The following is a 26,444-nucleotide window of genomic DNA, read 5'->3' as shown; positions in this document are numbered from 1 at the left end:
GTGATGCCGGCCTCTGCGTTCGTTGTGACTACTGGAGTGCGCCGCCGCTGACCAGCAGGCTCTGTCCGCTGACCCATGCTGCCAGGTCGGAAGCGAAGTACTCGGCGGCGTCCGCGACGTCGTCGACGGTGCCCATCCGACGGCCGATGCGCCCGGGCTGGGCAACGAACCGCCGTACCGGGTGGTCGGGGTCGGGCTCGGTGAAGACGCCCGCGCCCTCGATGGCTGTCGGAAGGATCGTGTTGACGGTCACGCCCCGGTCTGCCAGCTCTTGCGCCAGGACCTGTACGGCGTAGCGCGGCGCGGTCTTGCTCGAGCCGTACAGACCCTCGCCGGGAACCGGCAGGGCCGTCGTACTCGAACCGACGTAGATGATCCTGCCGTTGTCCACGACGTGGCGGGCGGCTGCCTGAAGCGCGAAGAAGGTGCCCTTGGTGTTGATCGCGAACAGCCGGTCGAACTGTTCCTCCGTGATGTCGACGACGTTGATGCCGATCAGCTCGACGCCCGCGTTGGCGACGGCGATGTCGATCTGCCCGAACCGTGCGGCGGCCTCGGCGAAGAGTCGCTCGATCTCAGCGACGACGGACACGTCCGCCTGCACTGTGATCGCTTGCACGCCGAGACGCTCGATCTCGGCGGCGGTGGCCGCCGCCCGATCCTTTTCGGAGGCGTAGTTGACCACGATGTTCGCGCCGAGGCTTGCGTAGCGCAGTGCGATCGCCCGGCCGATGCCCCGTGCGGAGCCTGTGATCACAGCGGTCTTTCCAGTCAAGTCGGTCATCGGAATCGTTCTCTCCCGGGATCAGAGGCTTTGTCCGCCGGAGATCTCGATACGCTGCGCCGTGACCCACCGGTTCGCGTCCGAGAGCAGTGCGGCGAGCGCCGCGCCGATGTCGTCGGACTCGCCCACGCGGCCCATCGCGACCTGCGAGGTGAGGTACGCCCGCACCTGCTCGTCGTGCATCATGCCGCCACCGAAGTCGGTCGCGGTCGCTCCGGGTGCGATGGTGTTGACGCGGATACCGCGTCCGCCGAGCTCCTTGGCCTGGTAGCGGGTGAGGACCTCGACCGCGCCCTTGACCGCGCCGTAGGCGGAGTGGCCCGAGACTGCGAAGCGAGTCAGACCACTCGAAACGTTCACGATGGCGCCGCCGTCGGCAAGCAGCGGCAGCAGGGTCTGAGTGAGGAAGAAGACGCCCTTGAGGTGAACGTTCACCAGGTCGTCGAAGTCCTTCTCGGTGGTCTCCGCGAACGGGGCGGTCAGATCGGTGCCGGCGTTGTTGACCAGGAAGTCGAAGGCCGTCCTGTCCCAGCGGGCCTTGAGCTCGGCACCCAGCCGCTCGGCGAAGTCGGCGAAGGAGCTCACGACGCTGGTGTCGAGGCGCAGTGCGACCGCGGACCGGCCTCGTTCGGTGATGGCCGCCACGACGTCCTCTGCCTCGGCCTGGTTGCTTCGGTAGGTCACGACGACGTCGACGCCGGCCGCGGCGAGATGCAACGCGTGCGCACGTCCAAGACCACGGTTGGCCCCGGTGATGACAGCGATCTTCTGGTTGGCGCTCATGGTGTCTCCTTCATGGGTCCTCGATGGGGAGGGGCGATGCCATGTGGCTGGTGCGCCGGACTCCCATCACCAGTTGATGCGCCGGCGGAGAAGGCAACCAGTGCCTGCTTGTCCACTGTCCGGCGGTCCCAGGCTGCGAGGGAGTGCTGCTCAGCCTGGGATCACCGGACAGTGGATACCGGCCGTCGACCGCGGCACAGTGTTGGTATGGATCAGACAGGATTGGCGACGTTCCTTCGCAAGCGCCGAGAGGCGCTCCAACCTGCTGACGTCGGCTTTCCCGAGGGGCAGCGCCGGCGTACGCCGGGACTGCGACGCGAAGAAGTGGCCGTGTTGTGCGGGATGTCGACCGACTACTACAGCCGCCTTGAACGAGGGCGCGGGCCCCAGCCGTCCGAACAGATGCTTGCCGCGATCGCCCGCGGGCTACGACTCACCCTCGACGAGCGCGACCACCTGTTCGTGCTCGCCGGGCACAACGCGCCGGCCCGCGCCACTCGCGGCGACCATGTCAACGCGGGCATGATGCGCATCCTCGATCGGCTCGAGGACACGCCGGCACAGGTCGTCACCGGTATCGGCGAGACGATCGTCCAGACCCGGCTTGCCGTGGCCCTGCTCGGTGACCAGGCACGCTTCACCGGGCCCGCACGAAGCATCATCTACCGCTGGTTCGCCGACCCGGACGAGCGCATGAGCTATCTGCCGGCGGACCACGCAACGCACAGCCGTGTTTACGTGGCGCAACTCCGAGCCGTCGCCGCACGTGAAGGAAGCGGCTCACGCGCCGCCGCCCTCGCACGGCAGCTCCGTACCGAGAGCCCTGAGTTCGCGGCATTGTGGGCTGACCACGAAGTCGGCGTCACCTACACCAACCGCAAGCGAATCATCCACCCCGAGATCGGGACGATCTCCCTGCACTGCCAGACCCTCGTCGACCCCGACCAATCGCAGTCACTGCTGGTGTTCACAGCAACGCCTGGCACGGAGGACCACGACAAACTCCAGTTGCTGTCGGTGATCGGAAGTCAGCGCCTGGCGACATGACCGGTCGGCCTTGGCTCCGGGCGCACCTTGGCTCTGGCGCTCGCCGCCGTCGCCCGTACCGGTGGCGACCCAGCCGGTGTTCGTGCCGACGGTGGCTTCGATGCCTGCGCGCTCCAGGCGGGCACCGACCTGCTGTCGTACGGCGGCGACGCGCTCCTTCGGTACGGACAGCGAGAGTTGGCCGGGACTGCTCCAGGGCGAGCCGCCGGCCATACTGAACAGCGCGAAGAAACCGGCCACGAAGCCCGCCAGTGTCAGCCCCGACACCGCACGCAACACGGACTTGGGGTCGTCGAGCAGCCGGCCCCCCGCCAGACCGGCCACGATGCCCCCGAGCCCGCCGACCACCCAGGGGCCGATGACGGACAACGCGGCGAAGACGGCGGCGCAGCGCCGCGTAACCCAGCGCGCCCGCGACAGCGCCGGCCGCACCGGTCAGCGCCGCCTCGGGAGCCGCCATCCCCGCGGTCCGCACCGGCGCCCAGCAGCCGCAGCATGGCCAGCCGCGTGTCGCGGCGCGAGACGGACAGCCGGGCGGAAGAGGCGCCGAGCACCAGCAGCGGCACGATCACCAGCACCGTGGCGAGCTTCGTCAGGTCCTGGTACTGCGAGGCGATGCCGTCCGCCGTGCGCTTCCCCGCGAAGTCCGCGACGGGCGTGGGTGTCACGATGTCCCCCGGACGGCGCGATCCTTCGCTGTCGACGGCCCGCCGTTTGATTCAGCTGTGCGACCGGCTCCAGCGGCCCATGGCGCCAACGTATGCACCTCGGCGCGCTTGGCGATCTCGGCCAGGCTGACCGGGTCGGCGAGTTCGCGAACAGCTGCCCTGGACTGTCGCCGATGCCGGACTTGTGGGCGACCGAGCCGGCAATCGAGGCGAGTAAATACTCATCGTGAGAGTCCACTTGCACGACGTGAGTGGGTCGCATATATTCGTGAGAGTCAACCCCAGTAACGATGACACTCTCTCTTAGTTGGAGGTTCAGATGGCAGACGTCTCAGTGGTGGGCCCGGACGCCGGCGAGTCGATCCAGCTCGGGCCGACCCGGATGCGGATCCTGGAGGACGGCAGTACGACCGGCCATCGCCTGGGGGTCGGGGAGATCACCCTCGCCCCGCACACCGACGGTCCGCCGCAGCACCGGCACGCCCGGCACGACGAGGGCTTCTACGTGGTGTCCGGCGCGGCCCGGTTCACCGTGGGTGAGAGCGTGTACGACGCGCCCGCCGGAACGCTGGTCATGATTCCGCCCGGTGCCCCGCACACCTTCGCCAACCCGACCGACGGCACGACGGTCCTGCTCAACACGTTCACCCCGGATCTGTACGTCAACTACTTCCGGGACCTGCGCGACATGATCGCCGACGGCCGGCCGCTGACCCCCGAGACGACGGTCGAGGCGATGAGCCGGTACGCAACCGAACCGGCCACCGACTTCGCCTGAGCACCAGCACCCGCACCCGCACCCCAACCCGGTCCGTCGATTCCTCCGCAGGCCGCCCGGCATCCGGGACCAGCAACGATCAAGGAGAAGGCCGTGAGCAGCACCACCACGCAGTACACCGTCACCCTCGCCGGAATCGGCCCGGTCGAGGTGTCCGTCGCCGAGTACGGGTCCGGGCAGCCGTTCCTGCTGCTGCATGGCGGGGCCGGCCCGCAGTCGGTGACCGGGTTCGCCGAGAAGTTCGCCGCCGCCCACGATGTGCGCGTGCTCGTCCCGACCCACCCGGGCTTCGGAGGCACCGTCCGGCCCGAGGCCCTGACGGCGATCCCCGACCTGGCCGCGCTCTACGGCGCGCTGCTGGACCGGCTGGACCTGGCCGACGTCACCGTCATCGGCAACTCGATGGGCGGGTGGATCACCGCCGAGATCGCGCTGCTGAAGTCGCCGCGGGTCAGCGGCATCGTCCTGATCGACGCCGTCGGGATCGAGGTCCCCGGCCACCCTGTCGCCGACTTCTTCTCCCTGACCATGGATCAGGTCTTCGAGCTCAGCTTCCACAACCCCGATCCGTTCCGCTTCGACCCCGCCACCCTGCCCCCGGCGGCGCAGACAGTCGCGGCCGGCAACCGGGCCGCGCTGGCCGCCTATGCCGGTACCGCGATGAGCGACCCGGCCCTGGCCGGACGCCTGGGGACGCTGGAGATCCCGACCCTGGTGCTGTGGGGCGAGAGCGACCGGATCGTCGACGTCGACTACGGGCGCGCTTACGCCGCGGCCATCCCGCCGGCCCAGTTCCAGCTGCTGACCGGCACCGGCCACTCCCCGCAGCTCGAAACCCCCGACCAGGTCCAGCACGCGATCTGGGACAGCGCGGACACCGACTTCTCCGCCTTCGCGGGCTGAGCCGCGACCGCCTGCCGACCCCCGTCACCCATGGAGACCCGACCATGGTTCAGCACCCGGCCCGGCTACTAACTGCCCCGAGCGTGAGGCCGAGATAGCGGGCGGCGGAGGCACGGGATCCACCGCGGGCCGTCTGGATCAGGCGAATCGCGGCATCCCGCCTCAAAAGTTGGGAGGGGGCGCCCAGTTCGAATCCCGGAGGCGGTTCCACCCGTAAAGAGCCCAGGTCACTTCTGTGACCTGGGCTCTTTACGGGTGTGCTGTCCGTGGCCTCAGTTCTTCACGGTGAAGCCCGCGCGTAGGAGCGACTCGTCGCGGGAAGACGGGCCGACGAGCAGTTCGAAGTCGCCCGGTTCGACCAGGCGGTTCCCCTCGGCGTCCACGATCGTGCACTCCGCGACCGGCAGTTCGACGGAGACCTCGCGCGACATGCCGGGGGCGAGGCTCACCTGCCGGTAGGCCTTCAGTTCCTTCTCGGCCCAGGTCACCGAGGTGACGGAGTCGCTGATGTACACCTGAACGGTCTCCAGCGCGGGCCGGGTGCCGGTGTTGTGGAGGGTGAGCCGCGCGCGCACGGTGCCGCCCGTCCCGACGACGGGGGCGAGCACCTCCAGGTCGGTGTAGTCGACCGTGGTGTAGCTCATGCCTTCCCCGAAGGCGAAGGCCGGGCTCTGCGTGAGGTCGGCGTAGCGGCTGCCGTGCTGGCCGCGCACCTGGTTGTAGTACGTCGGCTGCTGGCCCGCGTGCCGGGCGAAGGAGATCGGCAGCCGCCCGGAGGGCTCGATCAGGCCCAGCAGCAGTTCGGCCACGGCCCGGCCCCCGGCCATACCCGGGTTGAAGGCGTGCACGATCGCCGCCGCGCCGAGCGCGGAGGGCGGCAGCACGAGGGGTTTGGAGCTGATGACGACGACCACGAGCGGTGTGCCGGTGGCGGCGAGGGCGTCCAGCAGGGCGACCTGGCCGCCGACGAGTTCCAGGGTCGCGGTCGACCGTCCCTCCCCGACCAGCTCGATACGGTCGCCGACGACGGCGACGGCGTAGTCGGCGACCCGGGCGGCGGCCACGGCCTCGGCGATGAGGGCCTCGTCGGGGGCGGCCGGGACGACGACCTCGGGGCGGGGCTGGCCGTCGGGGAAGAACGCGCCCTCGGGGTCGGGACCGACGGTCGAAATGTCGGCGCCCCGCGCGTGGGTGACGGTCCAGTCCGCGGGAACGTGCTCGCGGAAGCCGTCGAGTACGGTCCGGATCATGGCGCGCGGGTGGCCGTCGGGCAGCCAGTCGGCCTGGCCCGAGGAACCGGCCCAGTCGCCGAGCTGGGTCTGGGCGTCGTCGGCGTTGGGCCCGACGACGGCGACGGTACGGGGCGGGCCGGCGGGTCCGGCGGGTCCGGCGAGGGCGCGGCCGTCGTCGCCGGCCTCGAAGCCGCCGGCGAGCGGCAGGGTGCCGTCGTTGGTGAGCAGGACCAGCGAGCGGCGGGCCGCTTCGAGGTTCAGCTCGGCGTGCTCGGCGCTGCCGATGACGAGCGCCTGACGGTCGGTGTCGGGGCGGCGCGGGTTCTCGAACAGGCCCAGCTCGAACTTGAGGGTGAGGATCCGGCGAACCGCCGCGTCGATCTCCGCCTCGTCGAGGGTGCCCTGGACGACCGCCTCCTGGGCGCCCGCGAAGAACTGAGGTGTCGTCATCACCATGTCGTTGCCCGCGCGGACCGCCGCGGCGGCGGCCTGCGCGTGGTCGGCGAAGATGTGCTGCTCCCACACCATGCGGCCGACGTTGTCCCAGTCGGTGATCAGGGTGCCGGTGTAGCGCCATTCGCCGCGCAGCACCTCGTTGAGCAGCCAGTTGTTCACCGTGATGGGCACGCCGTCCATCGACTGGTAGCCCAGCATGAACGTACGGCAGCCCTCGCGGGCCACACGTTCGAACGGAGGCAGGAACCACGAGCGGAGCTTGCGCCGCGAGATGTCCGCCTCGCTCGCGTCCCGGCCGCCCTGTGTCTCGGAGTAGCCCGCGAAGTGCTTGGCGCAGGCCAGGATCGCGGTCGGATCGTCCAGTCCCTCGCCCTGGTAGCCGCGCACCATCGCCGAGGCGAGTTCACCGATGAGGAAGGGGTCCTCGCCGAACGTCTCGCTCACCCGGCCCCAGCGTAGGTCGCGCGTGATGCAGAGCACCGGGGAGAACGTCCAGTGGACCCCGGTCGCCGCGACCTCGACGGCCGTGGCGCGGGCGATGCGCTCCACGAGTTCCGGGTCCCAGGTCGCGGCCATGCCGAGCTGCGTGGGGTAGATCGTCGCGCCCTCCCAGAAGGAGTGGCCGTGGATGCAGTCCTCCGCGACGAGGAGCGGGATGCGCAGGCGGCTCCGCTCGGTGAGCTCGGCCGCTTCCAGGACCCGCTCGGGCGCGGCGTGGAGGATCGAACCGGCGTGGAAGTCCTCGACGAGGTGCCGTACGCCGTCCTTCGCGTTCAGCTGGAGCATCTGACCGACCTTCTCGGGCAGCGTCATACGGCCGAGAAGGTCGGTGACCCGCTCTGCCACGGGCAGCGAGGGGTCGCGGTAGGGCGGGAACGGGCCCACAGGGGTTCCTTTCACAACGTCGGTGGCGTTCGCGGGGCACACGGATCAGGTGGCGCGGTGGCGCGGTGGTGCCGTCGGAATCGGAGCGCTCCCACGCACGGCTCCGCGGGCAGGAACCGCTCCATGACGTACGGTACGCCCAATGCCGACCAGGTGGTAGGTATGTTGTCCGTACGCAGGTGATTCCGTGCGCGTGTGCTGGTGACCCCGACCGGCAGAACCGGGAGAGTGACGCGATGGCCGTCGAAGTGCGGCGCGGCTACGCGAAAGGCCGCGCGAAGCGGAGCGAGATCCTCGGCCAGGCCATGTCGATGTTCGGCGAGGCCGGCTACCGGGGCGCGTCGCTCCGTACGATCGCGACCCGCTGCGGAATCTCGCACCCCGGACTGCTGCATCACTTTCCGACCAAGGAATCACTGCTGCTCGCGGTGCTGGAGCACCGGGACGAGGTCGACGACGCGTGGCTCTCCCTCGGCGATCCGGTCGGCGTCGGCCGGCTGCGCCGCCTGGTCGATCTGGCCGCGCTGAACGCGACGCGACGCGGGATCGTGGAGCTCTTCTCGGTCCTCGCGGCGGAGGCGACCGCCGCCGACCACCCCGCCCACGCCTATTTCGTACGGCGGTACCGGGCCTCGGTCGCGGACGCGCGGCGCGCCTACCAACAGGCTTGCGACGAGGGCGCGTTGCGCGCGGGCATCACTCCCGACGCGGCGGCCCAGCAGCTGATCGCCCTGATGGACGGGCTCCAGGTGCAGTGGCTTCTCAGCGACTGCGTGACGGACATGGCGGGTGTGCTGCACGCGCACGTCCAGGCGCAACTCACCGTCCCGCTCTGAGCGCACGGACGGGCCTGCGGGAGGGGATGGCTGACCTGATCCAGGGCGTTTGTTTGCCGTTTCCTTGCCAAGCGGAAGGCAGGCTTCTGCTGGTGTGCCTGAGGCTGTCGTTGTGCGGGGGTGGTTGTGGTGGCGATCGAGCTGCCCGATGAGGTCGTGTCGTTACTGCAGTTCATCGGGATCAACTGGCCGAACGTGAATGAGGACAGCGTCCGGGAGTTCGCGTCGCACGTGCGGGATTTCGGGTCGAATGTGGACCAGACGCATCAGGACTCGACGGCGACGGTGAAGAAACTGGCCGATGTGTATCAGGGCGCCTCGTACGAGGCGTTGCTGGTGAAGTGGGAGCAGTTGTCCTCCAGTCACATGTCGGAACTGGTGACGGCGTGTCATACGGTGGCGACGGCGCTGGATGTGGCCGCGGATGTGATCGTGGGGATGAAGGCGGCGGCGATCGCCGAACTGGTGGCTCTGGCCGTGTCGTTCGTGGCGGACCAGGCGGCCGCTGTGCTGACCTTCGGGCTGGCGGAGGTGGCGGAGGCGGCGATCATCGCGGCGGCGGAGAAGGCTGTGAACTACCTGGAACAGCAGTTGGAGCAGTACATCATCGGCGAGGTCATCGAGGCGGCCGTCAATCCACTGGTCGAGGTGGTGGGCCGGGCGGTGAGCGGGATGGTGTTCCAGGCCGCGGAGTCCGCGCTCGGGGTGTCGGCGGATGCGGGGGCGGGCGGGGTGGGGACCGGTTTCTCGATCCACCCGGAGCAGTTGACGTCGCGGGCGCAGTTGTTGCACGACCACGCGGAGACGGTGGCCTCGCACGCCGCGGAGTTCAAGACCAGGGTGGCCGGGGTGAGCTTCGAGTGAAGAACAGGATCACCCAGGCGCTGGAGGACGGCGCCCGGAAGCTGGGCACGACGCTGGGCGACGATGCCGGCAAGGCGGTCAAGGACCTTTACCACGGCACCGGGAACCGGCTGAAGAAGGTCGCCGAGAACCACGCCGAGAACGACGCCAAGCACGCCTCGGAGATGGAGAAGATCCTCAAGGGCGGCGGCAAGGACGACATGCCCCGCGATCCGCACGCCACAGGCGGCGGGGGCCGCGGCGGGAACCACGGCGGCGGGGGCGGACAGCCCAAGGGCGGTGCCCGCGACCAGACCGACGACCTGCACCCGAACAACAGCACCCGGCCGCCGCAGTCCGTGAACTCCGGGGGAAGCGACCCGGTCGACATGGCCAGCGGCCGGATGTTCCTGCCGCAGACCGACCTCGTGCTGCCCGGCGCGCTACCGCTGGTGTTCGGCCGCCGGGTGGAGTCCGGGTATCGGGTGGGCCGTTGGTTCGGGCCGTCGTGGTCGTCCACGGCCGACCAGCGGCTGGAGCTGGACGAGCGGGGCGTGGTGCTGGTCACGGAGGACGGCCTGCTGCTGTCCTACCCGCATCCGGAACCGGGCGGCGAGCCGGTGCTGCCGGTGAGCGGGCCGCGTAGGCCGCTGACCTGTACCGCCGAGGGCGAATGGGCGGTCCACGACCCCGACACCGGCCACACCCGGCACTTCACGGCAGCGGTCCACGACCGGGGTCTGGCACTGCTGGACGAGATATCCGACCGCAACGGCAACTGGATCACCTTCGACCACGACGCCGACACCGGTGCCCCCACCGCGATCCGCCACCACGCCGGCCACCGGCTCACCCTCACCACCGAGGACGGCCGGGTCACCGCCCTCCACCTGGGCGGCCAGGAGATCCGGCGTTACGCCTACACCGACGGCAACCTCACCGCCGTCACCGACCCCTCCGGCGGCTCGCTGCGGCTGACCTACGACGAGCAGGCCCGGGTCACCTCCTGGACCGACAGCAACGACCGGCGGTACGAGTACGCGTACGACGCCCTCGGCCGTTGCGTGTCGGAGGGCGGCGAGGCCGGCCACATCACGCTGCGCTTCGCCTACGACGACATCGACCCCGCCACCGGCCACCGGGTCACCACGGTCACCAACGCCGCAGGCCACACCACCCGTTACCTGATCAACGACCGGCTCCAGGTCGTCGCCGAGACCGACGCGCTCGGCAACACCACCCGCACCCCGCACGACGAGCACGACCGGCTCACCGCCGTCATCGACCCGTTCGGCCGCACCACCTCTTTCGCGTACGACGAGCAGGGCCGCATCACCGCGGTCACCCGCCCGGACGGGCTGCGCGCCACCGCCACGTACAACGACCTCGGGCTGCCGGCCACCGTCACCGACCCCGACGGCACCACCTGGCACCAGGAGTACGACGCCCGGGGCAACCGCATCGCGCTGACCGCCCCCGGCGGTGTGGTCACCCGTTACGGCTACGACGACCGGGGCCGCCCGGTCTCCGTCACCGACGCGCTCGGCCGGACCTCCGGGATCCGCTGTGACGCCGCCGGCCTCCCGATCGCCTTCACCGACGCCCTCGGCGCCGTCACGACGCTGGAGCGCGACGCCTTCGGCGAGGTCGTCTCCGTGACCGACCCCCTCGGCGCCACGACCCGCGTCGTCCGGGACGGCGAAGGCAGGGTCACCGCCCGGATCGACCCGGACGGCGCGCGGCGCTTCTGGACCTACGACGGCGAGGGCAACTGCGTCACGCACACCGACGCCATGGGCGGCGTCACCACCTTCGAGTACGGCCACTTCGACGTGCTGTGCGCCCGCACCACCCCCGACGGCGTACGCCACGCGTTCGAGCACGACGCGCAGTTGCGCCTCACCCGTGTCACCGACCCGGCGGGCCTCACCTGGGACTACGCGTACGACCCGCTCGGCCGCCTCACCACCGAGACCGACTTCGACGGCCGCACCCTCAGCTACACCCACGACGCCACCGGGCAGCTGACCACCCGTACCGACGCCCAGGGCCAGGTCATCCGCCTCACGTACGACGTCCTCGGCAATGTGGTGGAGCGGGACGCGGAAGGCCAGGTCACCACCTACGCCTACGATCCGGGGTGCCGCCTGGTGCGGGCCGCCAACGCCGACGCGGTCCTGGAGTACGCCCGGGACGAGACCGGGCGGCTCCTGTCCGAGACCCACAACGGCCGGACCCTGAGCTTCACCCACGACATCCTGGACCGCAGGACCAGCCGCACCACCCCCTCCGGCGCGGTCACCACCTGGGAGTACGACGCCGCCGGGCAGATCGAGCGGATGACCACCGCCGGCCGGGCCTTCCGCTTCACCCGCGACGCCGGCGGCCGGGAGACGGCCCGTTCCCTGGGCGGCGGCTGCGAGATCACGCAGAGCTGGGACGCCCTCGGCCGGCTGACCGCCCAGCGGCTGACCGGTCCGGGCGCCCGGCTGCTCCAGCAGCGGGAGTACACCTACCGCCCCGACGGCCACCTCACCGGAGTCGACGACCCCGCCCAGGGGTCCCTGCGCCACACCCTAGACGCCATGGGCCGCGTCACAGGCGTCAACGCCCGTGACTGGAGCGAGAGTTACGCCTACGACGCCGCAGGCAACCAGTCCGAGGCCCAGTGGCCCGACGGGCTCCCCATGACCGAGTCCCGGGGCGAGCGCCGCTACACCGGCACCCGGATCTCCACCGCCGGCAACGTGCGCTACGAACACGACGCACTCGGCCGGATGACGCTGCGGCAGCGCAAACGGCTCTCCAGGGCCCCGGAGACCTGGACGTTCCAGTGGGACGTCGACGACCGGCTCACCCGGGTCACCACCCCCGACGGCGAGACCTGGACGTACCTCTACGACCCCCTCGGGCGCCGGATCGCCAAACGCCGTCTCACCGCCGACGGGGGGATCGCCGAGGAGACCACCTTCACCTGGGACGGCGCCACCCTCGCCGAACAGACCACCACCCGCGCCGACGGCGCCCCGGCCGTCTCGATCGCCTGGGACTACAACGGCCTGCGCCCGATCGCCCAGACCGAGTACAAGGCCGACCAGGACCAGGAGGAGATCGACCGGCGCTTCTTCGCCATCGTCACCGATCTCGTCGGCGCCCCCACCGAACTCGTGGACGAATCCGGTGAGATCTCCTGGCGCGCCCGCACCACCCTCTGGGGCACCACCACCTGGAACCTCGACTCCACCGCGTACACCCCGCTGCGCTTCCCCGGCCAGTACTTCGACGCGGAGAGCGGCCTCCACTACAACTTCCACCGCTACTACGACCCCGGCACCGGCCGCTACCTGAGCCCGGACCCACTGGGCCTCAGCCCGGCGCCGAACCCGGTCACGTACGTCGACAACCCGCACCGGATGACCGACCCGCTGGGTCTGGCCCCGTACGTCAACCTCTACCACGGGACGAACAAGGCCGGCGCCGACGCGATCATCAAGAACGGCATCGACCCGACGTACAGCAAGCGGAACATGGACTTCGGAACCGGCGGGTTCTACACCACCAACAACCGCACCCAGGCGGAGAAGTGGGCGAAGCGCATCGCCGGAAAGGACGGCGAGCCGGCCGTCCTGCACTACCGCGTCGACCAGGCGGAACTGGACAAGCTGAACAACAAGAAGTTCGACGCGAACAGTGGCGAGTCCCTGGACGACTGGCTGTACAAGAGCCGTAAGGGCGAGAACAAGAACCACGGCTACGACAGCGTCGAGGGCCCCATGCTGCTGAACCTCAAGGACTTCATGAACTGGAAGCCCTCCGTGCTCGGCGGCCACCAGATCGCCATCTACACTCCCAAGGCGGCAAGTGTCTTCAACAGCGGACTGCAAGGGACCATCTGACATGCCAGGACCCAGATATCTCATGCACCCCGTACCGGCCGAGGTCGAGAAGTACCTCGACGACATCGCCGACGAGATGGCGAGCCGCTACGGCATCCCGCTCGCCGAGGCCGTGGCCCGGATCAACGAACACTGGGAGAGGGAGACCTTCGACGAGGAGGACGACCTGATCTTCCACGAGCTGCCCGAGTTCTGGGCCGGACTCATCTACTACGGCCGCGACGCGCCGCACTGGGACCCCGACGCCGACCTCTCGGCCTGGCAGCCCCACCCGGCCCCGCCCGCCGATTCGCCTGCCTGGACGCTCTGAACGAGTCCCCCAGCACCTGACCCCCGGCAAGGTGCCTGTCAGTGACAGGCGTTAGTGTCCGACCTGCTTGTTCCCAGCCTTTTCACAGGGAGCTCCATGCGTCTCAAGCAGGTCTCGCTCACAGCGGCGATATCCGTCGTCGCCGGGCTGACCACCGCCACCGTCGGCCTCACGGGCATCACCGCCTGGGCCGACAGCACGGCAGTGCTGCCGTTGTCCCACTATTCGCACATGCTGGTCGATGCCCAGCACCAGCACATCTTCTTCAGCCAGGGTGACGGCTCGACCGGCATCCTGGTGACGGACCTGTCCGGGGCCCCGGTCACCACCATCGCCGACGAGCCGGGCGCGACCGGTCTCGCGCTGTCCGCCGACGGGGGCACGGTCTACGCCGCGCTCGCCAACGGCGACGCGATCTCCGCCATCGACACCGGCACGCTGACCGAGTCCACCCGCTACCCGACCGGCACCGGCAGCGCCCCGGTCTCTGTCTCCGTTGCCGACGGCAGGGTCTGGTACGGCTACACGGCCGACGGCGCGGGCGGTATCGGCTCTCTCGACCCGGCCGCCGCCGAGCCGACCGCCACGCCGCAGCCCGGCATGGGGCACTGGTCGGTCGCCCCGCTGCTCGCCACGGGCGCCGACGCGGCCGACGTACTCGTGGCCGAGGAGCCGCAGCAGAACCAGAGTCATGTGGCCACCTTCGACGTCTCCTCCGGCAACGCCTCGCTCCTGGCCAACACGTACGTCGGCGGCGGTACGGCGACGGGACTGGAGGTCACCCCGGACGGCGCCACGGTGCTGCTCGCCGCTCCCCAGGCAGCCGCGCTGCAGGCCTACCGGACCTCGGACCTCGGGAGCGCCAGCCCGTCCGTGTACTACACCGGCGGGGTCAACTCCGGCCCGAACTCCCTGGCGGTCGGGGCCGACGGCACGATCGCGGTGGGCAGCACGTCGGGTTCGGCCGCCGGCGTGTATCTCTACGCCGGCTCGAACCTCGCCGAGAACCATGTCACGTTCGCGTCGGGCAACACCGTCGCGCCGGACGGCCTGGTGTGGGGAGCCGACGGTTCGGCGCTGTACGCGGTCACCGAGGACGCCTCCGGGGCGTACACCCTCAACGTACTGAGCAGCCCGAAGCTCACGGACACGCAGCTGGACCTGAAGACCCCGAGCTACGCGGTGCCCACCGAGCAGTACACGGTCACCGGGTCGTTGAGCACCAAGGGCTTCGTTCCGGCCGGCGCGTCGCTCCAGGTCACCCGGGACGGCGTGGCGCTGCCCGACGCGACCATCGGCTCGGACGGAACGTTCGGCTTCAGTGACACCATGCAGGACGCCGGCGCGTACACCTACCAGGTGTCCTTCGCCGGTGACGCCACGCACAAGGCCGCGACCACCTCGCTGACGGTCCATGTGGCGAAGCTGTCGACCACCATCCCGTTCCCGGACCTCAGCTCGACGACTCCGGGTTCGGTGGCTTTCACCAGCACCCTGCTGACCCAGTTCAACCTGGGCACGCTCCCCGAGGGCACCACGGTGCAGGTGTCGCGTACGAACGAGGACACCCAGGAGACCACGACGCTGCCGTCCGTCACCGTCGACCCGGCCACCACCGAGTTCTCGGTCACCGACGCGCCGGGCAGCGCGGGCAGGTTCACCTACCACCTGTCGTACGCGGGTGACGCCACGCACGAGGCCACGTTGTCGGACGCGTCCGTCCAGGTCTCGCCGTACGCCCCGGCCCTGACGCTGACCGCCCCGGCGAAGGCCACCCGAGGCGCCACGCTGAAGTTCACCGGCGGGCTGAGCGACGCGCCGTACGGCAGCGGTGAGACGGTCACCGTGTCCCGTACGGACGCCGCCCACACGACGACGCCCGTCCAGTGGACCGTGCCGCTGGGCACCGACGGCACCCTCGCCATCCAGGACACCCCGCCCATCGGCGGCGCCAACACCTACACCGTCAGCTACCCGGGTGACGCCTCCCACCAGGCCGCCACCGCGTCGGCGATCGTCCAGGTGTCCCGCGCCACGAGCTCGCTGTCCGTCACCACCAACGCCTCGTCGTACACGTACGGCGCGACGGCCACCGTCACCGCGCACCTCGGCGCGACGTACAACAGCCGTACGGTCAGCGTCTACGCCCAGCCCTACGGTGGCAAGAAGACGCTGGTCAAGACCGGCACGGTCGACAGCCACGGCAACCTGCAGGCCGGCTACAAGATCACCCACAACACCACCTTCACGGCGGCCTTCGCGGGTGACTACCGCTATGCCCCCGCCACGGCCACCCACGCGGCCCACGACCACGCCAAGGTCACCGAGTCGCTCGCCGGCTACTACACCACCGTCACCTACGGCAGCACCCACTACCGGGTCTACCACCACACGGTGAAGCCGCAGGTGAGCGCCACCGTGGCGCCCAACAAGTCCGGCCAGTGCCAGCTCTTCCAGGCGCAGCAGTACTACAGCGGCGCCTGGCACACCCTGACCACCTCGGCCTGCTTCCACCTCACCACCGGCAGCACGGCGGCAGTGAAGCTGACCCTGACCAACGCGGTCGGCCAGAAGTTCCGCGTCCGCTCCGAGTACGTCCACAGCACCGCGGACAACACCAACCTCAGCACGTGGAGCGGGTGGCAGTACCTCACCGTCAGGACCTGATCCACCCGTGTGAAGCAGACCGGCCCGGCGCTCATGCGCAGGGCCGGTCTGCTTCGGGGAGGCCGAAGCTAGCTGTGGGCGACGGTCAGGGAGTAGAAGGCGACGCGGGCGCCCTTGGTGGTGCTGTCGGAGGAGGACTGGTTGTACGAGCCGGCCTTGAAGTACTGCTTGTAGGGGTTGAAGGACGACGGGATGCTGTAGTGGGTGGTGGTGCCGTTGATGGTGAGGTCGAGGGTGTTGCCGCCGGAGACACCGATCGTGTAGCTCCACTTCGTGCCGACGGCGACGTGGCCCACCGTGTGCTGGGTCTGGCCGCCGTCGGGGGAGTTCTCCGTGCCGACGATGATGTCGCCGTTCGCGTAGTAGTAGAGCTCCAGCAGGGGCTTGGTGGACGTGCCGCCGGAGCCGAGGTGGATCTGGCCCACGGCGACGTGGTCGGTGACCGAGACCACGCGGAGGGTCGCGTTCAGCCGGTGGGTGCCGCTGAGCGCCCAGTCGGCGGCGCTGCCGTCGCTGTTCATTTCGCGTAGTTCCGAGCGCGCGTAGCTGGAGTTGGGTGTGGTGACGCCCTTCTCCGGGGCCCAGAAGGTCATCGCGCCGTCGGAGGAGTCGGTGTAGAAGTACGAGTCCTGGAACCCGTTGGCGCCCACGAGCGCGGACGGCGGGATCGTGGTGGGCGAGCCGGGTGAGCCGACCGGCTCCTGGAGTTCCCACACCGACAGGTTGAAGTTGCCGCCGGGCGCGACCGAGGTGTTGAGGCCGCTGCTGCTGCCGGTGGGCAGCGTCCAGAGCTGGTTGGCGGCGCCGGTGCAGGTCCAGATCTGCAGCTGGTTGCCGTTGGCGGAGGAGTTGCCGGTGGCGTCGAGGCACTTGCCCGAGCCGGTGTTGACCAGCTCGCCGTTGCTGACGGCCCACTTCTGGGCTGCGCTGCCGTTGCAGTCGTAGAGCTGGACCTTGGCGCCGTTGGCGGTCGACGCCGAGGTCACGTCCATGCACTTGCCGAGCGCCTGGATGGAGTTGTCGGAGTTGCCGACCGTCCAGGTCTGCGCGGCGGTGCCGTTGCAGTCGTACAGCTGCACGTGCGCGCCGTTGGCCGACGACGCGCTCGCGATGTCGATGCACTTGCCGCCGAGGCCGGTGATCGGACCGCCGGTGGCGGCGTGGGCGGTGGTGTTGCCGAGCAGGCCGATGGTGCCGGCGACGGCCGTGGCGGTGGCTGCCGCGAGGAGTCTGGGGTGACGTTTCATGTGGGGGGGGTCCTTACGCGCCTGGGGTGGGGGCAGGTCAGCCGGCGTACTGGGTGATGATCTTGGTGAAGTCGTAGGGGTTCTGGTCGACGCTGCTGCAAGCGCCGTCGGCCCAGTTGTGGACCGTGTTGGGGTCGCAGGCGCGGTCGCGGTTGATGTCCCAGTACGAGAGCTGGGCGACGTGCTTGCTCTGGGCGAAGGCGAGCAGGTCACTGAAGGTGCTCAGGGTGAACAGCTCGCTGGGCTGGTCGGTGTGGCCGTTCATCAGCTGGATCGAGGTGTGCGCCCAGGCGGTGGCGGCGTCCCAGCCGTAGAGCGACTGCAGCTGGGTGTTGACGGCGTTGGCGACGGTCTCGGTGGCCTGGGTCATGGTGCCGCTGGTGAGGCCGAAGTCGAAGTCCATGATGTTGACGACGTCGATCCGGGCACCCGCGCTGATGGCCTGCCGTATCTCGTCCTTGCCGGTGTCGGGGAGCCCGACGGTGGTCATCGGGATGGTGAGGGTGACCTTCAGGCTCGGGTTGTTCTGCTCGAGGGTCTTGATGGCGCCCCAGCGCACCGCCATGTTGGCGTCGAGGTCGTCGCCCTCCCAGTCGAGGTCGATCCGGGTGAGCTTGTACGTGTCGATCACCTTTTGGTAGGCGGCGGCGAGCGCCGAGGAGCTGCCGCAGGTGGCGCCCAGCTCGGTGCCGTTGTAGCCGCCGAAGGAGACGCTGACGTCGCCGCCTGCCGCGCGGAGGGCCGTGACGTCGGCCTGGACGGTGGTGTCGGAGGCGACGGTGTGCGCGCTGGAGCCGTCCCAGGCGGGGGTGCAGTTGCCGGAGTCGAGCACGAAGGCGAGCAGGAGCTCGTTCTCCCCGGAGTTGCTGACGATGTCGGAGACGGACTGCGGGGTGTTGTCCAGCGGCATGAAGTACGCGGGGTGCCGGAAGCCGGTGTCGGCCGGCACGGTGGCGGTGGGTGTGGGGGTGGGCGTCGGGGTGGGGGTCGGGGTGGGGGTCGGCGTCGGGGTGGCCGTGGGGGTGGAGGACCCCGAGGGGCCGGTGAGCGACAGGTCGTCGGCTCCGAAGGTGCCCTGGGCGTACCAGCCGTGCACCCACACCGTGACGGACGTCGTCGAGGCGCCGGTGGTGAAGGTGGTGGACAGCCCGGTCCATCCGGTCGAGGAGGTCCAGGTGCTGGTGTCCGAGGTCCCGGTCCCGGAATCGCCCAGGTAGACGTACGAGCCCTGGACCTTGCCGGTGAGGGTGTAGGTCGCGTTGGGCTGGACGCTCACGGTCTGGGCGCACTGGGCGTAGTCGCTGCCGGTGGTGGTCCCCGCGAGGGCGTACGAGCCGGCGGAGACCGGGCTGGTCACCGCCTTGTCGCCCGACGAGCAGGTCCAGCCGGTCAGGCTGCCGGTCTCGAAGCCGGGATTCTGCAGCAGCTGTACGGAGTCGGCGGAGGCGGCAGTCGCGGTGGCCGCCAGGCCTGCGGCGGCTATGACGGCTGCTGCGGAGAGTACGGCGAGGAGCGGTCTTGCGGTGGTGGGCATGGCTGTCTCCTGACGGTGGGGCGTCACGGAAGTGGCGTCGGGCTGTTGAGGTAGGACTGCGTGCGGGTGGCCCAGTAGCCGAAGTCGCCCGGCCCGGTCTGGTAGCTGCCGACCATCTCGGGCACGCCGTAGGTGCCGGTCCCGGTGCCGGCACCGAAGAGGATCGCCACGACACCGGCCGCCGCGGCGTCCGGGATGTGCGATCCCCAGGTGACGGTCGAGCCGTTCACGGAGATCTTCGGGTCGGCCCCCGGATTGCTTCCGTAGAAGGACAGGTTGTTGCCGCTCGAGGTGAAGGAGTCGCCGTAGAAGAAGGTGGACGCGGAGTCCTCGCTCCGCTCGGAGGTGTTGTCGAGGTCCGGGAAGACTCCGGAGGAGTTCCAGTACGTCGGGCTGGGCGTGCGGGTCGAGTTGAGATGCCCGACGGGGATCTGCCACAGGACCGCGGGCAGGGCGAGGGACTGGCGGATCGTCTGGACGTAGAGCAGGTAGTTGCTCCAGTGCGCCGCGTTGAGGTAGCGGATGTCGCTCGCGGGGTTCGGGTCGCGCAGGATGCCGAAGTCCTGGCCCCACTGGTCGAACGCCGTGAAGTCGGCGTGGTAGCCGATGTCGGCCGTCTTCACGAAGTCGGCGACCTGCGTGGCCACGGTGGTGACCGACTGGCGTCCGGCGCTCCAGCCCATGGTGTCGGTGTCCTTGAGCGCGTCGCGCACGGCCCAGGTGTTGACCTGCCAGCCGACGAAGGCCGCCGGGTCGTACTTCTTGATCGTGTAGTTGATCGCCTCGGTCAGTCCCCGGAGGTTGTTGCCGAAGGCCGGATCGCTGCCGCTGGACAGTACGCCGGCGGAGTAGGCGGCGCTGGTGGCGGCCGGCATCCTGCTCGCGTCGTTGCCGTAGGTCGCCGCGTAGTTCTGCTGCAGGTAGCCGAGCATGTCGGGTTCGATCACCCAGCCGACCGGCTTTCCGGGCGCTGCGGTGTTGGCGGCTGCGGCGGCGTTCTTCAGGGACTGGAAGTACGTGGTCAGCCAGGTGGCGCTCTGCATGTTGGTGAAGTCGACGTCCGTGCCGTCGACGTTGCCGTTCATGCCGTAGTCGACGAGTACGGGTGTCATCCCGAACTGCTGGGCGTGGCTGACCAGCGTGGTGGTCGTGGCCGCCCAGTTGGAGAAGTCGCCGCCGATCAGGTACTGGTACCCGTAGTTCGGCACCGGGCCGTGCGACTTGAGGGTGCTGAAGAAGGCGTCGACGGTACTGCCCGGGGTGTAGACCGTCCCGATCGACAGGTACGAGGGGTGCCACGCGGAGGTGGATCCGCCGCCGGTGCCCGCGGACTGGGTGGTCGCGGTGACGGCGGCCGACTTGGCGGATTCACCGGCGCTGTTGGTGGCGGTGACCGCGTACGCGTAGGAGGTGCTCGCCGCGAGGCCGGTGACCGTGGCGGTGGTCGTCGCCACCGACGCCACCTTGGTCGAGCCCTGGTAGACGTTGTAGCCGGTCGCTCCGGTCGACGCGTTCCACGACAGCGACGCGGAACTGCTGGTCGTCCCGGAGACCGTCAGGCCGGTCGGGGCTGCCGGTATCGCCACCGTGCCGGAGGGGCCGGTCAGCGATATGTCGTCGGCGCGGTAGGTGCCCTGTGCGTACCAGCCGTGCAGGTAGATCTTGACCGAGGTGGTGGTGGCCCCGGTGGTGAAGGTGGTGGACAGTTGCTGCCAACTCGTCGCGGACGGCGTCCAGGTGGAGTTGTAGCCGTCGGCACCCAGGTATACGTACGAGCCCTCGACGTACGCCGACAAGGTGTACGCCGAGCCGGGCTGCACGGTGATGGTCTGCGTGCACTGGGCGGTGTCGGAAGCGGTGGTGGTCGCGGCCAGGGAGTGCGTACCCGTGTGCACGGGTGTGGTGACCACGCTCGCGGTGGCGGTACCGCAGGCCCAGCCGGACAGATCCCCTGTCTCGAAGCCTGGGTTGACGGCCAGATTCGCGCTGTCGGCAGCGGCAGCGGTGGCCAGTGAAACGGAACCGAACACCATGAGGACGGCCGCGACGAACGCGACCCATGATCTGCGGGCCATGGACTCCTCCTCGTCTCGCACGGGCAGGGAAACGGGAGGGGGCGCCGCACCTCCAGCAAGGAGAATGGTCTAGACTTTTGCTCTGCGTCAACCCCGTCTGCCGACTGGGGACTTCACCCGCGAACTCTTACGGCCCGGTGGCCGCGGTGCCCGCTCCGGGGGTGATCAGTCCGGTCTCGTAGGCCACGACGACGGCTTGGGCGCGGTCGCGCAGCCGCAGTTTGGCCAGGATCCGGGCCACGTGGGTTTTCACCGTCGCCTCGCTCAAACGGAATCGCACGGCGAGTTCGGCGTTGCTCAGGCCCTTGGCGAGGGACTGGAGGACTTCGAGTTCGCGAGGGGTCAGGGCCGCCAGGTCCCGGTGCAGGGTGGCGGCCTGGGTGCCGCGGGACGCGAAGCGTTCGACCAGGCGCCGGGTGATGGCCGGGGCGAGCAGCGCGTCACCGGAGCGGACGAGCCGGACCGCGGCGACCAGGTGTTCCGGCGTGACGTCCTTGAGCAGGAAGCCGCTGGCGCCGGCGGTCAGGGCGGCGTAGACGTAACGGTCGAGGTCGAAGGTCGTCAGGATGATGACGCGCGGCGGATCTGCCACCGCGCCGGAGAGGATACGGCGGGTGGCTTCCAGGCCGTCGATGCCGGGCATCCGGATGTCCATGAGCACCAGGTCGGGGCGGGTACGGCGGACCGCGTCGAGAGCCTGATCACCGTCGGCGGCCTCGGCGACGACCTCGATCCCGTCGGCGGCCAGGATCATGCCGAAGCCGGTACGGACCAGCGCCTGGTCGTCGGCGATCACCACGCGCGGCGCCTCGGTCACGACTGCTCCTCCACCGGTATGACGGCGCGAACCCGGTAGCCGCCGGTGGGCCGCGTACCGGCCTGGAGGGTGCCTCCGTAGACGGCGAGGCGTTCGCGCAGGCCGATCAGCCCGCGGCCGTCGCCGGAGCCGGCCGGCGCTCCCGGGGTGCCGCCGGTGTCGGCCACCTCGACGTGCACCGCGCCGGGCGTGTAGTCGAGGTTGACCTGCACGAGGGCGCCGGCGGCGTGCTTGACGGTGTTGGTCAGTGCCTCCTGCACCACGCGGTACGCGGCCAGGTCGACGCCGGCCGGAAGGGGTGCCGGGGTGCCGGTGACGGTCAGTTCGACGGGGGTGCCGGTGTCGCGTACGCGGTCGGTGAGGGCCGCCAGTTGGGCGAGGCCGGGTTGTGGGGCCAGGTCGGCGGCCGCGGCCGGATCGGGGCCGTCACCGGTCATGGTGAGCAGACCCATGACGTGGCGCAGTTCGGCCATCGCGGTGCGCCCGCCGGCCTCGACGGCCAGCAGTGCCTCGCGGGCCCGGTCGGGCGCGGCGTCCATCACCTTGCGGGCCGCGCCCGCCTGGATCACCATCACGCTGACATTGTGGGTGACGACGTCGTGCAGTTCGCGGGCGATCCGGGCGCGTTCGCGGTCGACCGCGATCTCGGTCTCGGCCTTGTGCTGCTCTTCCAGGGTGCGTACGCGCTGCTTCCAGGTGTGGATCGTATTGGCCGCGAGCCCGCCCCCGATCAGGATGACGAAGGGGACGAAGCCGGACGTGGTGAAAGGCACGTTCGTTTCGTGGAAGCCCGCGATCAGGCCGGCGCCCACCACCAGGCTCGTGAGCGTGCGCACCCGGTACGGGCTGTAGACGGCGGCGCTGTACGCGGCGATCACGCACGATACGAACGTGTACACGGCCGTGTTGCCGGCGCCCGTGCGCTGATGGAACAGCAGTGTCGCGCCGGTCACCCCCCAGAACGCCGTCAGGGGATACCGGCGGCGTACGACCAGGGGAACGGCGGTCAGCGCGGCCAGCACCACCTGCCAGGACTGGACGGTCGCGAGGTGCTGGGCGAGGCCTTCCGGCGGCACGGGCACGGGCACGGGCGCGGTCGGTGGCGTCGGCACGCCCGTCGACGAGCCCTCCGGGAACAGCGTCACCTTGAACGCGCGGTCACCCGGCCGCAGGGCGGCGACCGCCGTACAGACGGCCAGCACGAAGGCGAGGATCGCGTCGGCCGCCCAGGCCCAGGGGGAAGGGCGCGGCGGCGGGCTCGTCTCGCGCAGCAGCGCCACCACGCTCTCCCGCCACCGCTGAACGATCTCTGCCCCGCCCATGGGGTCAGTGTGGCAAGCCCTCGGCCCCGGCCACATCCCTCCCGGTGAGGAGGGGTCGTACATCGTCCGCGTACACCGCAGGGATGACGCGACCGGAGGTCGTTCCGGAACGGTAGCCAACCTCGCCACAGCGGGCGACGACCCGGGCACGGACCGGCGCCTAGCGTCGGGCCGCATCGTCCGGCAACCGGCCTGTGGAGGCACCATGAACGCGACAACGACCGCGCCACTGATCGACATCCGCGAGGTGAGCAGGACGTACGGGGAAGGGCCGCCGGCCCTCGCCGACGTGACGCTGAGCGTGCGCGCTGGGGAGGCGCTGGCGGTGCTCGGGCCGTCGGGCAGCGGCAAGTCGACGCTGCTCAATCTGATCGCCGGTCTTGACCGGCCGAGCGCGGGCAGTGTCACGGTCGACGGGCTGCGCGTGGACGAGTTGGGCGAGGCCGCCTCGGCGAAGTACCGGCGGGCCAGGATCGGCATGGTCTTCCAGTTCTTCAACCTCCTGGACGACCTGACCGTCACCGACAACGTGCTGCTGCCGGCCCAGCTGGCCGGAGCGCCCCGGGCCGAGGCCCGTACGCGCGCCGCCGGGCTGCTGGAGTACCTCGGCATCGACCGGCACGCCCGCGCCTACCCCGGCCGGCTGTCCGGCGGGGAGCGCCAGCGGGTCGCGGTCGCCCGGGCGCTGATGAACCGTCCGGCGCTGCTGCTGGCCGACGAGCCCACGGGCGCGCTGGACACCGCCTCCGGCGAGGACGTGCAGCACCTGCTGGCCGAACTCAACGGGGACGGGCAGACGATCGTGCTGGTCACCCATGATCTGGGCCTTGCCGAGTCCTGCGCGACGCGCACCATCGAGCTGGTCGACGGCCGGATCGTCCGGGACGTGGCGACGGCGCCCCGAGTGGCACCCCGGACGGTGGCCCGATGACCGCCCCGGGCCGCGTCGTACGCGCCGGGGTCGGGCGGCGGCGCGTGCAGACCGCGGTGATGATCCTGACCACCCTCATGGCCGTCACCGCCTCGGTCCTGGCCGCTGGACTGCTCCTGGCATCGCAGGCGCCCTTCGACCGCGCCTTCGCTCGGCAGCAAGGCGCCCATCTGACCGGGCAGTTCGACGGGTCGAAGGTCACGGCCTCGGCCGTCGCGGCCACCGCGCACGCGTCCGGCGTGACCGCCACGGCCGGACCCTTCCGGACCCTGTCGCTGAGCCCGCGTACGGTCACGGGCTCCGGCGTACTCCCGGCCGGGGTCGATCTGCCGCCGATGACCGTCGTCGGCCGGGCGGATGCCGGCGGGCCGGTCGACGAGGTCAGCCTGGTCGCGGGCACCTGGGCCACCCGCCCCGGCCAGATAGTGCTGGCCTACGGCGGGCTCCCCATGGAGCCGGGCGCGCGGCTGAAGTTCCCCGGCCTGCCGGGCAGTCCGACGCTGACCGTGGTCGGGCTGGCCCGGTCGGTGACCGGCACCGCCGAGGCCTGGGTGACCCCCGCGCAGGCCGAGGCACTGACCGCGCAGGGCAGCACGCCCGCGTACGAGATGCTCTACCGCTTCCGCCACGCGGGTACGGACGCCCAGGTGGCCGCCGACCGTGCCGTGATCACGGCGGCCGTGCCGAAGGGGGCGATGACCGGATCGCAGTCCTATCTCACCGTCAAGCTCCAGGCGATCTCCAACACGATGGCGTTCGTGCCCTTCGTGGCCGCCTTCGGTGTCCTCGGGCTGCTGATGTCGGTCCTGGTCATCGGCATCGTGGTCAGCGGCGCGGTCGGCGCCGCGACCCGGCGCATCGGCATCCTCAAGTCCCTCGGCTTCACCCCGGCCCAGGTCGTACGGGCCTACGTCGGGCAGGCGCTGATCCCGGCGGCGTTCGGCTGCGCCCTGGGGGTGGTCCTCGGCAATCTGCTGGCCGTTCCGGTGCTCAACGATGTCGGGACCGCGTACGGCGCAGGGTCGTCGTCGATTCCCGGGTGGATCGACATCGCCGTGCCCGCCGCCGCTCTCGCGCTGGTCGCCGCTGCCGCCCTGGCGCCCGCGCTGCGCGCCGGGCGGCTGCGCACCGTCGAGGCGATCACCGTCGGGCGTACGGCCGGCGCCGTGCGCGGACGCCGGGTGGCGCGGCTGACGGCACGGCTGCCGTTGCCGCGTGGGGTCAGCCTCGGGCTGGCGTATCCCCTGGCCCGCCCGGGGCGTTCGGCGACGATGGCCGCCGCGGTTGCCTTCGGCGCCGTCACCGTCACCTTCGGGGTCGGGCTGGCCCTGACGCTCGGGGCCGTCCAGTCGGACCGCATGCTCGCTTCGGTCGGCTCGGTGCTGGTGGAAACCGGCGGCGGGGGGCCGCCCGGTGCCAACGTCGTCCACGCGGCCGGCGAAGCGGACACGGGGCCGGCCGACCCGGCCAAGGTCGCCGCCGCACTCCGTACGCAGAAGGGGACCGGCCGCTTCTACGACATCACCCAGGCCCAGATGAGCGCGTCCGGGATCACCGGCCCGACAACGGTCGTGGCGTATCAGGGCGATGCGTCGTGGGGCGCCCCCGAGATGATCTCGGGTACGTGGCTCACCGGTCCCGGCCAGGCGGTGGTCACCACCCGGTTCCTGCGGGCCGCCGGAATCCACGTCGGGGACACCGTGACCCTGACCGAGGGCGGGCGGCACACCTCCGTACGGATCGTCGGCGAGGCGTTCTTCACCGAGGGCGACGGCATGGAACTCCTCACCCGGACCTCCACCCTCGCCGACCTGGGACTCGACGCGAAGCCGGGCCGGTTCGACGTGGAGACGAAACCCGGCACGGACCTCGCGGCCTACCTGACCTCGCTCAACGCCAAGCTGGACTCCATCGGAGGCGTCGCCCTCGCCAACACCTCCAACACGTCCAGCGTGATCGCGGCCATGGACGCGCTGATCGGGACGCTCACCTTGATGCTGGTCGTGGTAGCGGGCCTGGGCGTGCTCAACACGGTCGTCCTCGACACCCGCGACCGCGTCCACGACCTCGGCGTCTTCAAGGCCCTGGGCATGACCCCACGCCAGACCGTCGCCATGGTCATCACCTCCGTCGCCGGAATCGGCCTGCTCGCCGGACTGGCCGCGGTCCCCGCAGGAGTGGCCCTGCACGCCCAGGTCACGCCGCTCATGGGCGACGCCATCGGCATGACTCTGCCCACCTCGGTCATCGCCGTCTACCACGCGCCGGCCCTCGCCCTGCTGGCTCTGGGCGGGTTGGTCATCGCCGTGGCCGGCGCACTGCTCCCGGCCGGCTGGGCCGCCAGGACCGGCACCGCCACGGCGTTGCGCACCGAGTGAGCGGCTCGTCCACCCAGAGGGTTTCCGGACGATGCCGCGTGGCTCGGCGCGG

19 protein-coding genes are annotated in these 26,444 nt (G+C 70.4%); 10 read left to right on the top strand and 9 right to left on the bottom strand.

Features of this window, described 5'->3' with window-relative positions; all coding sequences use genetic code 11:
• Nucleotides 1-28: 28 nt before the first annotated feature.
• Nucleotides 29-784 carry an SDR family oxidoreductase gene (locus ACFXJ5_RS08550; protein ID WP_384628714.1) on the bottom strand — a complete coding sequence of 252 codons (756 nt, stop codon included), beginning with the start codon at nt 782-784 and terminating at the stop codon, nt 29-31.
• A 21-nt stretch (nt 785-805) separates the two neighbouring features.
• Nucleotides 806-1,567, bottom strand: coding sequence for an SDR family NAD(P)-dependent oxidoreductase (locus ACFXJ5_RS08545; protein ID WP_384628711.1), 762 nt, complete (start codon nt 1,565-1,567; stop codon nt 806-808).
• 207 nt (nt 1,568-1,774) lie between these two features.
• Between ACFXJ5_RS08545 and ACFXJ5_RS08540 the strand changes: the two genes are divergently transcribed.
• Nucleotides 1,775-2,614, top strand: a complete 840-nt coding sequence (locus ACFXJ5_RS08540) for a helix-turn-helix transcriptional regulator (RefSeq protein ID WP_384628708.1) — start codon at nt 1,775-1,777, stop codon at nt 2,612-2,614.
• On the opposite strand, the gene ACFXJ5_RS08535 is transcribed toward ACFXJ5_RS08540, so the two are convergent.
• On the bottom strand, nt 2,522-3,046 hold the full coding sequence (locus ACFXJ5_RS08535; protein WP_384628705.1) for a hypothetical protein: 525 nt from the start codon (nt 3,044-3,046) through the stop codon (nt 2,522-2,524). The two genes, ACFXJ5_RS08540 and ACFXJ5_RS08535, sit on opposite strands and share 93 nt — an antisense overlap.
• A 555-nt stretch (nt 3,047-3,601) precedes the next feature.
• Between ACFXJ5_RS08535 and ACFXJ5_RS08530 the strand changes: the two genes are divergently transcribed.
• Nucleotides 3,602-4,060 carry a cupin domain-containing protein gene (locus ACFXJ5_RS08530; protein ID WP_384628702.1) on the top strand — a complete coding sequence of 153 codons (459 nt, stop codon included), beginning with the start codon at nt 3,602-3,604 and terminating at the stop codon, nt 4,058-4,060.
• Between the two features lie 93 nt (nt 4,061-4,153).
• A complete protein-coding gene (locus ACFXJ5_RS08525; protein ID WP_384628699.1) occupies nt 4,154-4,963 on the top strand; it encodes an alpha/beta fold hydrolase in 810 nt (269 codons plus the stop codon).
• Nucleotides 4,964-5,235: 272 nt separating this feature from the next.
• Here ACFXJ5_RS08525 and ACFXJ5_RS08520 read toward each other — a convergent pair whose 3' ends face one another.
• A complete protein-coding gene (locus ACFXJ5_RS08520) occupies nt 5,236-7,536 on the bottom strand; it encodes an exo-beta-d-1,3/1,6-glucosidase (RefSeq protein WP_384628697.1) in 2,301 nt (766 codons plus the stop codon).
• Nucleotides 7,537-7,772: 236 nt separating this feature from the next.
• On the opposite strand from ACFXJ5_RS08520, the gene ACFXJ5_RS08515 reads away from it, so the two are divergent.
• The 5 genes from ACFXJ5_RS08515 (at nt 7,773) to ACFXJ5_RS08495 (ending at nt 16,088) form a co-directional block, all read left to right on the top strand.
• Nucleotides 7,773-8,372, top strand: a complete 600-nt coding sequence (locus ACFXJ5_RS08515) for a TetR/AcrR family transcriptional regulator (RefSeq protein ID WP_384628694.1) — start codon at nt 7,773-7,775, stop codon at nt 8,370-8,372.
• A gap of 129 nt (nt 8,373-8,501) precedes the next feature.
• Nucleotides 8,502-9,236, top strand: coding sequence for a WXG100-like domain-containing protein (locus tag ACFXJ5_RS08510; protein WP_384628691.1), 735 nt, complete (start codon nt 8,502-8,504; stop codon nt 9,234-9,236).
• A complete protein-coding gene (locus ACFXJ5_RS08505) occupies nt 9,233-13,111 on the top strand; it encodes an RHS repeat-associated core domain-containing protein (RefSeq protein ID WP_384628688.1) in 3,879 nt (1,292 codons plus the stop codon). Before ACFXJ5_RS08510 ends, ACFXJ5_RS08505 begins: the two co-directional genes overlap by 4 nt.
• A 1-nt stretch (nt 13,112) precedes the next feature.
• Nucleotides 13,113-13,421 (top strand): hypothetical protein, encoded by a 309-nt coding sequence (locus ACFXJ5_RS08500; RefSeq protein WP_384628685.1) that lies wholly within the window; start codon nt 13,113-13,115, stop codon nt 13,419-13,421.
• Nucleotides 13,422-13,517: 96 nt separating this feature from the next.
• Entirely contained in the window at nt 13,518-16,088 is a 2,571-nt protein-coding gene (locus ACFXJ5_RS08495) for a hypothetical protein (protein WP_384628682.1), read from the top strand.
• 68 nt (nt 16,089-16,156) lie between these two features.
• Here the strand turns inward: ACFXJ5_RS08495 and ACFXJ5_RS08490 are convergent, their stop codons facing one another.
• The 5 genes from ACFXJ5_RS08490 to ACFXJ5_RS08470 all read right to left on the bottom strand — a co-directional run bounded on the left by ACFXJ5_RS08490 (nt 16,157) and on the right by ACFXJ5_RS08470 (nt 23,083).
• On the bottom strand, nt 16,157-17,335 hold the full coding sequence (locus tag ACFXJ5_RS08490; protein ID WP_384628679.1) for a polysaccharide lyase family 7 protein: 1,179 nt from the start codon (nt 17,333-17,335) through the stop codon (nt 16,157-16,159).
• Between the two features lie 37 nt (nt 17,336-17,372).
• Nucleotides 17,373-18,869 carry a carbohydrate binding domain-containing protein gene (locus tag ACFXJ5_RS08485; RefSeq protein ID WP_384628676.1) on the bottom strand — a complete coding sequence of 499 codons (1,497 nt, stop codon included), beginning with the start codon at nt 18,867-18,869 and terminating at the stop codon, nt 17,373-17,375.
• Nucleotides 18,870-18,892: 23 nt separating this feature from the next.
• Nucleotides 18,893-20,944, bottom strand: a complete 2,052-nt coding sequence (locus ACFXJ5_RS08480; protein WP_384628673.1) for a carbohydrate binding domain-containing protein — start codon at nt 20,942-20,944, stop codon at nt 18,893-18,895.
• 127 nt (nt 20,945-21,071) lie between these two features.
• Nucleotides 21,072-21,761: a response regulator gene (locus ACFXJ5_RS08475; RefSeq protein ID WP_384628671.1), complete on the bottom strand. Its 690-nt coding sequence runs from the start codon at nt 21,759-21,761 to the stop codon at nt 21,072-21,074.
• Nucleotides 21,758-23,083 carry a sensor histidine kinase gene (locus ACFXJ5_RS08470; protein ID WP_384628668.1) on the bottom strand — a complete coding sequence of 442 codons (1,326 nt, stop codon included), beginning with the start codon at nt 23,081-23,083 and terminating at the stop codon, nt 21,758-21,760. The genes ACFXJ5_RS08475 and ACFXJ5_RS08470 overlap by 4 nt, the downstream gene beginning before the upstream one ends.
• Before the next feature lie 205 nt (nt 23,084-23,288).
• Here ACFXJ5_RS08470 and ACFXJ5_RS08465 point away from each other — a divergent pair, with 205 nt between their 5' ends.
• Both ACFXJ5_RS08465 and ACFXJ5_RS08460 read left to right on the top strand, forming a co-directional pair.
• A complete protein-coding gene (locus ACFXJ5_RS08465) occupies nt 23,289-24,014 on the top strand; it encodes an ABC transporter ATP-binding protein (RefSeq protein WP_384628666.1) in 726 nt (241 codons plus the stop codon).
• The gene (locus ACFXJ5_RS08460) at nt 24,011-26,392 is read left to right on the top strand and encodes an FtsX-like permease family protein (protein WP_384628663.1); all 2,382 of its coding nucleotides are present in this window, start codon (nt 24,011-24,013) and stop codon (nt 26,390-26,392) included. The genes ACFXJ5_RS08465 and ACFXJ5_RS08460 overlap by 4 nt, the downstream gene beginning before the upstream one ends.
• The last annotated feature ends 52 nt before the right edge of the window (nt 26,393-26,444 follow it).

This window comes from Streptomyces sp. NPDC059373, assembly GCF_042751495.1.
Classification (GTDB): Bacteria; Actinomycetota; Actinomycetes; order Streptomycetales; family Streptomycetaceae; genus Actinacidiphila.
Note: the sequence above shows the minus strand (reverse complement) of the source record. Positions and strands in the feature narration are given on the sequence as shown.